17 protein-coding genes are annotated in these 11,758 nt (G+C 70.9%); 12 read left to right on the forward strand and 5 right to left on the reverse strand.

Features of this window, described 5'->3' with window-relative positions; translation table 11 throughout:
* Positions 1 to 7: 7 nt before the first annotated feature.
* From AB0E85_RS17810 to AB0E85_RS17820, 3 genes are all read right to left on the reverse strand, one after another.
* Positions 8 to 1,030, reverse strand: coding sequence for a trypsin-like peptidase domain-containing protein (locus AB0E85_RS17810; RefSeq protein ID WP_361927723.1), 1,023 nt, complete (start codon positions 1,028 to 1,030; stop codon positions 8 to 10).
* Positions 1,031 to 1,140: 110 nt separating this feature from the next.
* Positions 1,141 to 2,163: a LacI family DNA-binding transcriptional regulator gene (locus AB0E85_RS17815; protein ID WP_361927726.1), complete on the reverse strand. Its 1,023-nt coding sequence runs from the start codon at positions 2,161 to 2,163 to the stop codon at positions 1,141 to 1,143.
* A gap of 127 nt (positions 2,164 to 2,290) precedes the next feature.
* Entirely contained in the window at positions 2,291 to 3,079 is a 789-nt protein-coding gene (locus AB0E85_RS17820; RefSeq protein ID WP_361927729.1) for a response regulator transcription factor, read from the reverse strand.
* Positions 3,080 to 3,251: 172 nt separating this feature from the next.
* On the opposite strand from AB0E85_RS17820, the gene AB0E85_RS17825 reads away from it, so the two are divergent.
* The 9 genes from AB0E85_RS17825 to AB0E85_RS17865 all read left to right on the forward strand — a co-directional run bounded on the left by AB0E85_RS17825 (position 3,252) and on the right by AB0E85_RS17865 (position 8,729).
* Positions 3,252 to 4,103, forward strand: coding sequence for an alpha/beta fold hydrolase (locus tag AB0E85_RS17825; protein ID WP_361927732.1), 852 nt, complete (start codon positions 3,252 to 3,254; stop codon positions 4,101 to 4,103).
* Between the two features lie 38 nt (positions 4,104 to 4,141).
* Complete coding sequence (locus tag AB0E85_RS17830) at positions 4,142 to 4,396, forward strand: MoaD/ThiS family protein (protein WP_010036212.1); 255 nt, start codon at positions 4,142 to 4,144, stop codon at positions 4,394 to 4,396.
* A gap of 2 nt (positions 4,397 to 4,398) precedes the next feature.
* Positions 4,399 to 5,493: a hypothetical protein gene (locus tag AB0E85_RS17835; protein ID WP_361927735.1), complete on the forward strand. Its 1,095-nt coding sequence runs from the start codon at positions 4,399 to 4,401 to the stop codon at positions 5,491 to 5,493.
* A 141-nt stretch (positions 5,494 to 5,634) separates the two neighbouring features.
* Positions 5,635 to 6,372, forward strand: a complete 738-nt coding sequence (locus tag AB0E85_RS17840; RefSeq protein ID WP_361927737.1) for a DUF2993 domain-containing protein — start codon at positions 5,635 to 5,637, stop codon at positions 6,370 to 6,372.
* 202 nt (positions 6,373 to 6,574) lie between these two features.
* Positions 6,575 to 6,655, forward strand: coding sequence for a putative leader peptide (locus AB0E85_RS17845; protein WP_350310325.1), 81 nt, complete (start codon positions 6,575 to 6,577; stop codon positions 6,653 to 6,655).
* A gap of 137 nt (positions 6,656 to 6,792) precedes the next feature.
* Positions 6,793 to 7,638, forward strand: a complete 846-nt coding sequence (locus AB0E85_RS17850) for a sulfurtransferase (RefSeq protein ID WP_189590894.1) — start codon at positions 6,793 to 6,795, stop codon at positions 7,636 to 7,638.
* A 39-nt stretch (positions 7,639 to 7,677) separates the two neighbouring features.
* Positions 7,678 to 7,965: a DUF1416 domain-containing protein gene (locus AB0E85_RS17855; RefSeq protein WP_003991226.1), complete on the forward strand. Its 288-nt coding sequence runs from the start codon at positions 7,678 to 7,680 to the stop codon at positions 7,963 to 7,965.
* 88 nt (positions 7,966 to 8,053) lie between these two features.
* Positions 8,054 to 8,314, forward strand: coding sequence for a DUF3099 domain-containing protein (locus AB0E85_RS17860; protein ID WP_037759339.1), 261 nt, complete (start codon positions 8,054 to 8,056; stop codon positions 8,312 to 8,314).
* Positions 8,315 to 8,351: 37 nt separating this feature from the next.
* Complete coding sequence (locus AB0E85_RS17865; protein WP_361927741.1) at positions 8,352 to 8,729, forward strand: VOC family protein; 378 nt, start codon at positions 8,352 to 8,354, stop codon at positions 8,727 to 8,729.
* Here AB0E85_RS17865 and AB0E85_RS17870 read toward each other — a convergent pair.
* Entirely contained in the window at positions 8,723 to 9,085 is a 363-nt protein-coding gene (locus tag AB0E85_RS17870) for a DsrE family protein (protein ID WP_361927743.1), read from the reverse strand. The genes AB0E85_RS17865 and AB0E85_RS17870 overlap by 7 nt on opposite strands.
* Before the next feature lie 218 nt (positions 9,086 to 9,303).
* Here AB0E85_RS17870 and AB0E85_RS17875 point away from each other — a divergent pair, with 218 nt between their 5' ends.
* From AB0E85_RS17875 to AB0E85_RS17885, 3 genes are read left to right on the forward strand one after another with little or no spacing between them, the layout of a single operon-like run.
* A complete protein-coding gene (locus AB0E85_RS17875) occupies positions 9,304 to 9,879 on the forward strand; it encodes an FABP family protein (RefSeq protein ID WP_361927746.1) in 576 nt (191 codons plus the stop codon).
* A 16-nt stretch (positions 9,880 to 9,895) separates the two neighbouring features.
* Complete coding sequence (locus AB0E85_RS17880; protein ID WP_030849015.1) at positions 9,896 to 10,333, forward strand: transcriptional repressor; 438 nt, start codon at positions 9,896 to 9,898, stop codon at positions 10,331 to 10,333.
* Between the two features lie 10 nt (positions 10,334 to 10,343).
* Positions 10,344 to 11,309 (forward strand): folate-binding protein, encoded by a 966-nt coding sequence (locus tag AB0E85_RS17885; protein ID WP_361927749.1) that lies wholly within the window; start codon positions 10,344 to 10,346, stop codon positions 11,307 to 11,309.
* 19 nt (positions 11,310 to 11,328) lie between these two features.
* Here the strand turns inward: AB0E85_RS17885 and dtd are convergent, their stop codons facing one another.
* Complete coding sequence (dtd, locus tag AB0E85_RS17890) at positions 11,329 to 11,754, reverse strand: D-aminoacyl-tRNA deacylase (protein ID WP_358962532.1); 426 nt, start codon at positions 11,752 to 11,754, stop codon at positions 11,329 to 11,331.
* Positions 11,755 to 11,758: the final 4 nt, after the last annotated feature.

Below are 11,758 nucleotides of genomic sequence, written 5' to 3' on the forward strand. Positions count from 1 at the left end.
CTCGGACTCAGTCGGTCGAACCCGCCCGCAGCTTCGCCAGGTCCGCCTTGACGGTGTTGATCGGAATGGCGAAGCCCAGGCCGACGCTGCCCGCGTCGGAGGACGAGGAGGCCTGGCTCGTCGGCGAGTACATCGCGGAGTTGATCCCGATGATGTTGCCGTTCATGTCGATCAGCGCGCCGCCGGAGTTGCCCGGGTTGAGGGACGCGTCGGTCTGGAGTGCCTTGTACGTCGTCGTGTCGGACCCGGTGTCGCCGTTGAACTGGCGCCCGCCGAACTCGAACGGCCACTGGTCGCCGTCCTGCCCCTGGCCCTGCCCCCACTGCTGCTGGCCCTGGTCCTGGCCCTCCTCGGTCGGGACGGTGACGTCACGGTCGAGGGCCGAGATGATGCCGCTGGTCACGGTGCCGGACAACCCCTCGGGGGAGCCGATCGCCACGACCTGGTCGCCGACCTGGAGCCCGGCCGAGTCACCGAGCGTGGCCGCCTTCAGACCGGATGCGTTCTCCAGCTTGATCAGCGCCAGGTCCTTCTTGCTGTCGGTGCCGACCACCTTCGCGGTGTACGACTTGCCGTCACTGGTGGTCGCCTTGATCTGCGAGGCACCGGCGACGACGTGGTTGTTGGTGACGATCTCGCCGCCGCTCGTGATGATCACACCGGAGCCGGTCGAGGACCCGGCGTTGGAATCGGCGCTGATCTCGACGATGCTGGGGCTGACCGCCTTCGCGACCCCGGCGACCGTGCCCTTCTGGCTGGAGGGCACCACGGTGGTGCTGGTGGAGCTGGAGGCGACGGTGTCGTTGCCGGTCAGTTCCTGGATGCCGTATGCAGTGCCGCCGCCTATCGCCGCCGCGACGATCGCCACGGCGGCGATCAGGGCGAACGGGCCACGGCCGCGCTTCTTCGGATGCGGAGCATGTGCCGGGGCGTACGCCGGCGGGGGCGGCCACTCGGGGTTCACCGGGGCCTGCTGCTGACCCTCGTAAGGGTTCTCGTACTCGCCACTGCGGTGGAAGCTCTCGGTCATGGAACCGAGCTTGTCGCCCGACCATGAGAGCTTCCTGAGTGCTTGCTGAGAAGCCCGACAGAACCTCGTATGCCCGATATAAGGACGCCCGCCGCCTGAACCGCCGGAGGCTACACGCAGCCGCAGGAGTGCCGGGTCACCAGCCGCGACGGGAACACCTTCAGCCGCTCCCGCCGGGCCCCCGCCACCCGCAGCCCGTCGTCGAGGACCAGGTCGACGGCCGCCCGGGCCATCGCCGGACGGTCGGAGGCGACCGTGGTCAGGGGCGGGTCGGTGAGCGCCGCCTCCTTGATGTCGTCGAAGCCGGCCACCGCCAGCTCGCCGGGGACGTCGATGCGCAGTTCGCGCGCCGCCCGCAGCAGGCCGATCGCCTGGTCGTCGGTGGAGCAGAAGATCGCCGGCGGGCGCTGGGGGCCCGAGAGGATCTTCAGGGCGGCCTGGTAGGCGTCGTAGCGGTTGTAGAGGGCCTCGAAGAGGCGGCCCTCGGTGGAGATCCCGGCCTCGTCCATCGCGCGGCGCCAGCCCTCGACGTGGTCGGAGACCGGGTCGCCGACCGCGGGCGTCTCGGCTATGCCGCCCATACAGGCGACGTACTCGTAGCCGTGCTCCAGCAGGTGGCGGACGGCGAGCTCGGCGCCGCCCAGGTCGTCCGTGGTGACGGCGACGTCGTCGATGGCCTCGGGGCGTTCGTGCAGCAGCACCACCCGGGCGTCCCAGGCCTCGATCTCGGCGGCGGCCAGGTCGTTGAGCGCGTGGCTGACGAGGATCAGGCCGGAGACCCGCATCCCGAGGAACGCGCGCAGGTAGTGGACCTCGCGCTCGGCCACGTAGTCCGTGTTGCCGACGAGGACCATCTTCCCGCGCTCGGAGGCGGCCTGCTCGACCGCGTGCGCCATCTCCCCGAAGAAGGGCTGGCGGGCGTCCGGGATGATCAGGCCTATGAGGTCCGTGCGCCGGGAGGCCATCGCCTGGGCCACCCGGTCGGGCCGGTACCCCAGTTCCTTGATCGCGGCGAGGACACGCTCGCGCGTGGCCGGGGCGACCGGCCGGGGTCCGTTGTTGATGACATAGCTGACCACGGCAGTGGAAGTCCCTGCCAGCCGCGCCACATCATCCCGAGTCACCTTGGCCACGCGCGGAGTCTACGCGGATATACCGGCTCCGGGCAGGGCGTAAAGGAGGTTCCGTACGATATCCCGACCGCCGTCCGGGGCACCCCGTGCGGGAAGCGATGCCCAGGTCGGCGCCGCACTACGCCTCTCACGCCTTGGCGCGGGCCTCGGCGGCGTCCAGGGCTGCCGACTCGTCCGTCTTGTCCGAGTTTGCCTTGGCTGCCTTGGCCTTCGCCTCCTCGGCGGCGCGCTCCATCTTCTCCGGCTTCTCCGGCGTAACGAATCGATAACCGACGTTCCGGACGGTGCCGATCAGCGACTCGTGCTCGGGGCCGAGCTTGGCGCGCAGCCGCCGTACGTGCACGTCGACCGTGCGCGTACCGCCGAAGTAGTCGTAGCCCCAGACCTCCTGGAGCAGCTGGGCGCGGGTGAAGACGCGGCCGGGGTGCTGCGCGAGGTACTTCAGGAGCTCGAACTCCTTGAAGGTGAGGTCGAGGACGCGGCCCTTGAGCTTGGCGGAGTACGTCGCCTCGTCGACCGACAGGTCGCCGTTGCGGATCTCCATGGGGGAGTCGTCGCTGACGATCTGCTGCCGCCCCATGGCCAGCCGCAGCCGCGCCTCGACCTCCGCCGGTCCGGCGGTGTCGAGCAGCACGTCGTCGATGCCCCAGTCGGCGGTGACGGCGGCGAGGCCGCCCTCGGTGACGACCAGGACGAGCGGACAGCCCGGCCCGGTGGAGCGCAGCAGCTGGCACAGGCTGCGGACCTGCGGCAGGTCACGCCGGCCGTCGACGAGGATGACGTCGGCGCCGGGGGTGTCGACGAGGGCGGGGCCCTCCGCGGGCGCCACACGCACGTTGTGCAGGAGCAGGCCGAGGGCGGGGAGCACCTCCGTCGACGGCTGGAGGGCGTTGGTCAGGAGCAGCAGAGAACTCATACGTCTGGTTCCTCCTCGGTCCCTGCGAGGACGCTTGTTGGCACAGCACGGCTCTGCGATCCCGAAGGCTCCGTACACCTGCGGTTTCCCGCGTCGTATACAACGCTTCCGAAAGCACAAAAGGACCCGGGGGCTTCGCTGCCCGAGTCCTCTGCCCAGCAGAATAGCCCACATGAGCTCTGGTCGGGCAGGTGATGTGGCGCGTTCCACCGATCGTCCGCATTCCGAGACGAGTGGGGGAAAGCCTGTGCGCATGTCGTCGCGGGCGTTTCTGCGCACGTCCGACGGTGTGGCGATCGACGCCGTGTACGAGCCGGGAGCGGCCGTGCACGACACCTCCGGGACGCCCTCCGGTCATCCCGTGTTCGTGGTCGCGCATGGGTTCACCGGTGCGGTGGACCGCCCGCACGTGCGTCGGATCGCGGCGGCGTTCGCCCGGTACGGGGGCGTGGTCACCTTCTCCTTCCGCGGGCACGGGAGGTCCGGCGGACACTCCACGGTCGGTGACCGCGAGGTGCTCGACCTGACGGCGGCGGTGGCCTGGGCGCGGAGCCACGGGCACGCGCGGGTGGTGACCGTGGGCTTCTCCATGGGCGGCTCGGTGGTGCTCCGGCACGCGGCGCTGCACCCGCGGCAGACCGACGCGGTGGTGTCGGTCAGCTCACCGGCCCGCTGGTACTACCGGGGGACCGCGCCCATGCGGCGGCTGCACTGGCTGGTGACCCGGCCCGAGGGGCGGGTCGTGGGCCGGTACGGATTCCGTACGCGCATCCACCGCCGGGACTGGGACCCGGTGCCGCTCTCCCCGGTGGAGGCGGTGCGGCGGATCGCCCCGACCCCCCTGCTGATCGTGCACGGCGACGCCGACGGCTACTTCCCCGTCGACCATCCGCGGATGCTGGCCGCGGCCGCCGGTGACCAGGGCGAACTGTGGCTGGAGCCGGGCATGGGGCATGCCGAGCACGCGGCGGGCGACGCGTTGCTGGCCCGGATCGGGGAGTGGGGGGTGGGCCGGGCGGGCTAGCCTGACGGGGTTGACCGCCGAATTCATTGAGGAAGCAGATGCCAAAGGTCACGGTGCGCTACTGGGCCGCCGCCAAGGCCGCGGCCGGGGTGGCCGAGGAGCCGTACGAGGCGGCCACGCTCGCCGAGGCGCTCGACGGGGTGCGCGAGCGGCACCCCGGCGAACTGGAGCGCGTCCTGCGCCGGTGCTCGTTCCTCGTGGACGGCGACCCCGTGGGCACCCGCGGACATGAGACGGTACGGCTGGCCGACGGCGGCACGGTCGAGGTGCTCCCGCCGTTCGCAGGAGGATGACGATGAACGACCAGCCGAACCGGCCCCACCAGCCGTACGACCCCTACGCGCAAGCGCCGCAGGCGTGGCCCGGGCAGGGGTACCAGGGACACCAGGGACACCAGGGACACCAGGGGTTTCAGGGGCACCCGGGTTACGAGGACCCGCAGGCCGCTCAGCAGTACACGCAGCAGTGGCAGGGCCAGACCTGGGAGACGCAGAACCACCAGCCGGTGTCCGCGCAGGCGCCGGATCCGGAGACGGCGATCCTGACCCCCCAGTCGCCGCCGCAGCGGGCCGGGGCCCCGGCCGGAGCCGACACCGCCGCTTCCGCCTACGGCCCCGCCACCGTCGGCGGGAACGCCCGCGTCACCGACGCGCAGCGGGCCCGGGCGGAGGGGCGGTCCCCGATCATCGAGCCCGGCATGCAGCCGGCCGCCCTGACGGCGCTGCTCGGGCTGCTGCTGGCCGGTGCGGCGGCGGTCGGGACGTACGCCCTGCTCGTGCCGCTGGTGGTCCTCCAGGCCGTCACCGCGGCGGGCTGGTTCCGGCTGAACGGCATGTGGCCGGCCCGGCAGGGCATCGCGCTGGGCTTCGCGGGCGCGCTGGCCGCGGACGCGGCGCTGCTGGCCTCGGGCCGCTCCCCGGCGGCGATCCTCGGCACGCTCGGGGTGTGGGTGCTGCTCGCGCTGGTCCTCCAGCTGCGCTCGCACGCCGACCCGGACGAGCGGATGTACGGCCTGATGGCGACGGTCGCGGCCTCGGCCCTGGCGATCGTGGCCGGCGGGTACCTCGCGGCCGCCGCGGACGCGGTGACGGTGGGCGCGGTGGCCGTGGCGGTGGCCGTCCTGGCCCGCGCGCTGCCGCTGCCGACCCCGGCTTCGGTGGTGGTGTCCCTCCTCGCCGCGGCGGGCGCGGGCATCGCGGCCGGGCAGGTCACGGACCTCGGCACCTCCGGGGCCCTCCTCGGCGCGGGCGCCGGCGCCTGCGCCCTGATCGGCCACCGGGTCGCGAGCTACGACTACCCGTCCCGCTTCGTCCACTTCACGGCGGGCGTGGCCCTGCCGCTGGCCGCCGCGGCCCCGGCGGTGTACGTCCTGGGCAGGGCGCTGGCCTAGGGCCCCGCACAGAGCCCCGCCCTGTCACAGGTGATCAACAATCCTCCGGTTCCTCTTCCCCGGAGGGTTACTCTCGCGCCAGGGACGGCCACCCGGTCGTCAGGGACCGCCGTCTAACCGACTGGGTGGGGGACACACCGCATGCGCGCACTGCGAATACTGCTGATCTTCGTCGTGATCCTGGGCGGGCTCTTCGTGATCGCCGACCGCGTCGCGGTCAACTTCGCCGAGGACGAGGCCGCCGACCGGCTGAGGACGACCGAGAACCTGTCGGCGACCCCCGACGTGTCGATCAAGGGCTTCCCGTTCCTCACCCAGGTCGTCGGCGGCTCCCTGGACGACATCGAGGTCGGCATCAAGGACTACGAGGCCACCGCGGGCAACGGCGGCCAGAAGATCCGCATCGACGACCTCCGGGCCGACATGAAGGGCGTCGAGTTCTCCGGCGACTACAGCTCCGCCACCGCCTCCAACGCCACCGGCACCGCGACCATCGCCTACGACGAGCTGCTGAAGACGGCGAAGTCCGAGCCCACCCAGGTCGCCCCGGGCGTCACCGCCAACGTCGTGGGCCTCTCCGACGGCGGCAACGGCAAGATCAAGGTCACGGTCGAGGCCACGGTCCTCGGCACCAAGCTCCCGGAGCCGGTCTCCGTGCTCAGCTCGGTGAAGGTGGACGACGGCACCGTCCGCGTGCACGCCGACGGCCTGCCCAAGTTCGGCGGGGTCGACATCGCCGAGGACCGCGTCCGGGCGATCACCGACTTCCAGCAGAAGATCGACGGCCTGCCCGGCGGCATCAAGCTGGACACCGTCCAGGCCGCCCCGGACGGCGTCGAGATCACGGTGAAGGGTTCCGACGTCCGGCTGGCCGGGTAGACCGGGCGCAGGGCGCCGGACCAGGGGTGTCCGGTGGGCGAGACGGTGACGTCCGCGGCTCAGCTGTGACGGCCGATGCATCCGGTCACGTTCCGTGCCCCGAGGCCTCCCGCAACCCTTAGGTCCCACATCCCGGACGATCGCGTCTCAGTATGCGACACGCCGGTGACATGCCCGCCTGACCGTCCCTACGATCGACGCTATGAAGCGACAGGCGGACCTCACGAAGCGGCGGGCAGTAGACCTGTGCCGCGTCGCCGCCATGCTCTGTCGCACCTTCTGAGCGATCGCGTCGGCAGTCGCGCCGGCGCGCGCATCCCCGCAGCCCCGCATCACGGGCACCCGTGCGCCGCCCTGCCTCAAGGGTGCGCCCTGCAGACCTCGCACGCCCCGCCGTAACTGCCCCGGAGGAGAAGAAGCATGAGCCGCAACGACGTCCTGGTTGACGCCGACTGGCTCCAGGAGCACCTGGACGACCCGACCATCGCCATCGTCGAGGTGGACGAGGACACGTCCGCCTACGAGAAGAACCACATCCGCAACGCCATCCGGATCGACTGGACCCAGGACCTCCAGGACCCGGTCCGCCGTGACTTCGTCGACCAGGAGGGCTTCGAGAAGCTCCTGTCCGACAAGGGCATCGGCAACGACCACACCGTGGTCCTCTACGGCGGCAACAACAACTGGTTCGCCTCCTACGCCTACTGGTACTTCAAGCTCTACGGCCACGACAGCGTCAAGCTCCTCGACGGCGGCCGCAAGAAGTGGGAGCTCGACGCCCGCGAGCTGGTCGCCGGCGACGAGGTGCCCGAGCGCCCGAAGACGGACTACAAGGCCAAGGCCCAGGACACCTCCATCCGCGCCTTCCGCGACGACGTCGTGGCCGCCATCGGTTCGCAGAACCTCGTCGACGTGCGTTCGCCCGACGAGTTCTCCGGCAAGCTGCTCGCCCCGGCCCACCTGCCGCAGGAGCAGTCGCAGCGCCCGGGCCACGTCCCGTCCGCCCGCAACATCCCGTGGTCCAAGAACGCCAACGACGACGGCACCTTCAAGTCGGACGACGAGCTCAAGGAGCTCTACGCCGAGGAGAGCGTCGACCTGGCCAAGGACACCATCGCCTACTGCCGCATCGGTGAGCGCTCCGCGCTGACCTGGTTCGTGCTGCACGAGCTCCTCGGTGTGGAGAACGTCAAGAACTACGACGGCTCGTGGACCGAGTACGGCTCCCTCGTGGGCGTGCCGATCGAGCTCGGCGCCAACAAGTAAGCAACCCCCACCGACCTTTCCAGACTTCAGGAGTACGACATGTGCGGTGCGAAGGCCGGCGGCCCCGACGCCTCGACGATCAAGCCCGGTGAGACCACCATCCAGGGTCAGGTGACCAAGGACGGCGAGCCCGTGGTGGGCTACGTCCGTCTGCTGGACTCCACCGGCGAGTTCACGGCCGAGGTGCCGACCTCGGCGACCGGACAGTTCCGCTTCTACGCGGCCGAGGGCACCTGGACCGTCCGTGCCCTCGTGCCCGGCGCCACCGCCGACCGCACGGTCGTCGCCCAGCAGGGCGGCCTGGCGGAGGTCGCGATCGCCGTCTGACGGCGACCGGAATTTCGAAGGGCCGCACCCCCCCGGGTTGGACGCCTGGGGTGCGGCCCTTCGGCCTGCCCGGACCTACCCTGGACACATGTACGCACGCCGGCGTCACACGTACTTCGCGATGATGGGCCTCTGCATCGGCCTCTTCGTGCTGGCCTGGGGTGTGGTGCGTCTGTGGTCCGTCCCCGTCGCCGTCGGGATGTGCGTCGTCGCCATGGTCATCCCGCCCGTCGCGGCCATGGTCGCCAACCGTCGCGGCCCGGAGGACCGGTGGTGGGACGACCCCTCCGGGGATCCCCAGTCCGACGAGTGGTGGGACGAGCTGGACGGCAAGAAGCGGCCGCGGTGACCGGCGTCGTCCCGCCCGTCCGGGGTATCCCCGTTCCATGAGACTGACAGCGGCGGTCCTGGACGCCCCGGACGCCCGGGAGCTCGCGGACTTCTACCTGCGGCTGCTGCCCGGCTGGCGGGTGTGGCGCGGGCAGGACTGGCAGGACTGGGTGCACATCCGCCCGCCCGGCGGCGGTACGGGACTGTCCTTCCAGACCGAGCCCGCCTACCGGCCGCCCACCTGGCCGAGCGCAGCGGACCGGCAGCAGATGATGATCCACCTCGACATCGAGGTCGACGACCTGGAGCGGGAGAGCGCGCGGGCCGTCGCCGAGGGCGCCCGGCTCGCGGAGTTCCAGCCGCAGGACGACGTCCGGGTGCTCCTGGACCCGGCGGGCCACCCGTTCTGCCTCCACACCGAAACGCCTCAGTAGACGAGCGCCTGCGTCCCGTCCGCCATCGACTCCTGGACGAAGACCTGCGCGCCCGCGATCCGGACCCCCTTGATGACGTCCTGCTCCGTGATCTCGCGGCGGGCCGCGCACTGCGTGCACAGGGTGACGCGGCCGCCCGCGAGGAGGGAGTCCAGCAGGTCGGGCAGGGGAGCCGCGTGCGGCAGCTCGAACTCGGCGGCCCGGCCGGGCAGGGCGAACCAGGCGGACTCGCCGGTCAGCCACAGGGAGACGTCGACACCGCTCGCCACGGCCACCGCCGCCACCGTGAACGCCTGAGAGCACCGTTCGGGGGCGTCCGCCCCCGCCGTCACCTTGATCACCAGCTTCTTCGCCATAGCCGGAAGCCTAGTCCGGAATCGAAGTGCCGAAGGGGCCCGCGTAAGCTGGCCTCCGGCCCTGTGCACCCATTCGCACCCCCGCTCAAGGAGCACCCCGTGGAGATCTTCTTCGAAATCCTGTTGGTCCTGGTCGCCGTCGGCGTCCTCGCCTTCGCCGGACTGACCGTGAAGAAGCTGTACCAGGGCCAGCGCTGACCCACGTCTAGGAAGTTCCCATGATCGAGATCCCGTCCGACCTCCACAAGGACCTCGTCCCGCTCGCCTTCCTGCTCGGCGACTGGGCGGGCGCCGGCGTGCACGACTTCCCCGGCTCGGAGAAGTGCAACTTCGGGCAGGAGGTCTCCTTCACCCACGACGGCCGGGACTTCCTGGAGTACCGGTCCCACAGCTGGGTGCTGGACAAGGACGGCAACAAGGTCCGTCCCCTGGAGTCCGAGCACGGCTTCTGGCGGATCGACGGCGCCCGCAAGGTCGAGGTGACGATGACCCGCGACGACGGCGTCATCGAGATCTGGTACGGCGAGCTGGCCGACAAGAAGCCGCAGATCGACCTCGTGACGGACGCGGTGGCCCGCACGGCCGCCTCCCAGCCCTACACCGGCGGCAAGCGCCTGTACGGCTACGTCAAGAGCGATCTGATGTGGGTCGGCGAGAAGCAGACCCCCGAGGTCGAGCTGCGCCCGTACATGTCCGCCCACCTCAAGAAGGTCGTCACCCCGGAGGAGGTCGAGCGCTGGGCCAAGGCCCTGCCCGACGACATGCCGGACGACGGGATCGCTTTCTTCAAGTAGTCCTAGACTGGCCGGTGTGGTGAGCACCGACTGGAAGAGCGATCTGCGGCAGCGCGGCTACCGGCTGACCCCGCAGCGGCAACTCGTGCTCGAAGCCGTGGACACCCTTGAGCACGCGACCCCCGACGACATCCTCGTGGAAGTGAGGAAGACGGCGTCGGGGGTCAACATTTCGACGGTGTACCGGACGCTGGAGCTCCTGGAGGAGCTCGGTCTGGTCAGTCACGCGCATCTGGGGCACGGGGCGCCGACGTACCATCTCGCGGACCGGCACCACCACATCCACCTGGTGTGCCGTGACTGCCAGAACGTGATCGAGGCGGACGTCTCGGTGGCCGCCGAGTTCACCGCAAAGCTGCGGGAGACCTTCGGCTTCGACACCGACCTGAAGCACTTCGCGATCTTCGGCCGGTGCGAGGACTGCACGCTCAAGGCTTCAACTACCGAGTCGTAGGCTTAGGGATATGAAGAGCCCCCTGCTGACCCTGCCCGGCGCCGTCCCCGCCGAGGGCGTGGACGAAGGCGTCGCCGCCCACTACGGCGATCTGTTCCGTGAGCAGCGTGCCCTCGCCGACGGCACCGGATTCGTGGACCTCTCGCACCGGGGGGTCCTCGCCGTCACCGGCGAGGACCGGCTGGCCTGGCTGCACCTGCTGCTCACCCAGCACGTCAGCGACCTCCCGGCGGGCCGGGCGACCGAGGCCCTGATCCTCTCCGCGAACGGCCACATCGAGCACGCCCTGTACCTCGTCGACGACGGCGGGACGGTCTGGGCCCATGTGGAGCCGGGCACCCAGGAGGCGTTGATCGCCTACCTGGAGTCGATGAAGTTCTTCTACAGGGTCGAGGTCGCCGACCGCACGGCGGACACCGCGGTCGTGCACCTCCCGGCCGGCTCCATCGCCGAGGTCCCCGAGGGCGTCGTCGTACGGGAGACGCCGCACGGACGGGACCTGTTCCTGCCGCGCGCCGACCTGGAGGCCTACGCGGCGCAGGCCGGGCCGCCCGCCGGGATCCTCGCCCACGAGGCGCTGCGCGTGGAGCAGTACCGGCCCCGGCTCGGCTTCGAGACCGACCACCGCACCATCCCGCACGAGCTGGGCTGGATCGGGTCGGCGGTGCACCTTCAGAAGGGCTGCTACCGGGGGCAGGAGACGGTCGCCCGGGTGCAGAACCTGGGCAAGCCGCCGCGCCGCCTGGTCTTCCTGCACCTGGACGGCAGCGAGGTCCACCTGCCGGCGGCGGGCACCGAGATCCGGCTGGCCGACGACGGCCCCGACGGCCGGAAGATCGGCTTCATCACGACCTCGGCGCGGCATCACGAGCTCGGCCCGGTCGCCCTCGCCCTGGTGAAGCGGAACGTCGCCGTGGACGCCCGGCTGGTGGCCGGTGACACGGCCGCCGCCCAGGAAGTCGTCGTCGAGCCGTAGGACTTGTAGATCTTTCGGGTCAGATTTCGATCTGCACCGTGAACGGGCCGTCGTTCGTCAGCGATACCCTCATCGCCGCTCCGAAACGGCCCGTGGCCACCGTCGCGCCCAGGGAACGCAGCCGGGCGACCACCTCGTCGACCAGCGGCTCGGCCACGTCGCCGGGGGCGGCGGCGTTCCAGGTGGGGCGGCGGCCCTTGCGGGCGTCGCCGTAGAGGGTGAACTGGCTGATCACCAGGAGCGGGGCGTCGACGTCGCTGCACGACTTCTCGTCGTGCAGCATGCGGATCGACCACAGTTTGCGGGCCAGCTGGGCCGCCTTCTCCTTGGTGTCCTCGTGGGTGACGCCGACGAGGACGCACAGCCCCTCGCCCTCGATCGCGCCCACGGTCTCGCCGTCCACGACGACGCTCGCGCCGTCCACTCTCTGCACCACAGCTCGCATACGT

The organism is Streptomyces sp. NPDC029044 (genome assembly GCF_040637495.1).
In the GTDB taxonomy this organism is placed as follows: domain Bacteria; phylum Actinomycetota; class Actinomycetes; order Streptomycetales; family Streptomycetaceae; genus Streptomyces.

What these genes read in the sequence shown, in the direction of transcription:
- AB0E85_RS17810 (WP_361927723.1), bottom strand. Translation starts at nt 1,030, where the DNA reads ATGACCGAGAGCTTCCACCGCAGTGGCGAGTACGAGAACCCTTACGAG.
- AB0E85_RS17820 (WP_361927729.1), bottom strand. Translation starts at nt 3,079, where the DNA reads ATGAGTTCTCTGCTGCTCCTGACCAACGCCCTCCAGCCGTCGACGGAG.
- AB0E85_RS17825 (WP_361927732.1), top strand. Translation starts at nt 3,252, where the DNA reads ATGAGCTCTGGTCGGGCAGGTGATGTGGCGCGTTCCACCGATCGTCCG.
- AB0E85_RS17830 (WP_010036212.1), top strand. Translation starts at nt 4,142, where the DNA reads ATGCCAAAGGTCACGGTGCGCTACTGGGCCGCCGCCAAGGCCGCGGCC.
- AB0E85_RS17835 (WP_361927735.1), top strand. Translation starts at nt 4,399, where the DNA reads ATGAACGACCAGCCGAACCGGCCCCACCAGCCGTACGACCCCTACGCG.
- AB0E85_RS17840 (WP_361927737.1), top strand. Translation starts at nt 5,635, where the DNA reads ATGCGCGCACTGCGAATACTGCTGATCTTCGTCGTGATCCTGGGCGGG.
- AB0E85_RS17845 (WP_350310325.1), top strand. Translation starts at nt 6,575, where the DNA reads ATGAAGCGACAGGCGGACCTCACGAAGCGGCGGGCAGTAGACCTGTGC.
- AB0E85_RS17850 (WP_189590894.1), top strand. Translation starts at nt 6,793, where the DNA reads ATGAGCCGCAACGACGTCCTGGTTGACGCCGACTGGCTCCAGGAGCAC.
- AB0E85_RS17855 (WP_003991226.1), top strand. Translation starts at nt 7,678, where the DNA reads ATGTGCGGTGCGAAGGCCGGCGGCCCCGACGCCTCGACGATCAAGCCC.
- AB0E85_RS17860 (WP_037759339.1), top strand. Translation starts at nt 8,054, where the DNA reads ATGTACGCACGCCGGCGTCACACGTACTTCGCGATGATGGGCCTCTGC.
- AB0E85_RS17865 (WP_361927741.1), top strand. Translation starts at nt 8,352, where the DNA reads ATGAGACTGACAGCGGCGGTCCTGGACGCCCCGGACGCCCGGGAGCTC.
- AB0E85_RS17870 (WP_361927743.1), bottom strand. Translation starts at nt 9,085, where the DNA reads ATGGCGAAGAAGCTGGTGATCAAGGTGACGGCGGGGGCGGACGCCCCC.
- AB0E85_RS17875 (WP_361927746.1), top strand. Translation starts at nt 9,304, where the DNA reads ATGATCGAGATCCCGTCCGACCTCCACAAGGACCTCGTCCCGCTCGCC.
- AB0E85_RS17885 (WP_361927749.1), top strand. Translation starts at nt 10,344, where the DNA reads ATGAAGAGCCCCCTGCTGACCCTGCCCGGCGCCGTCCCCGCCGAGGGC.
- dtd (WP_358962532.1), bottom strand. Translation starts at nt 11,754, where the DNA reads ATGCGAGCTGTGGTGCAGAGAGTGGACGGCGCGAGCGTCGTCGTGGAC.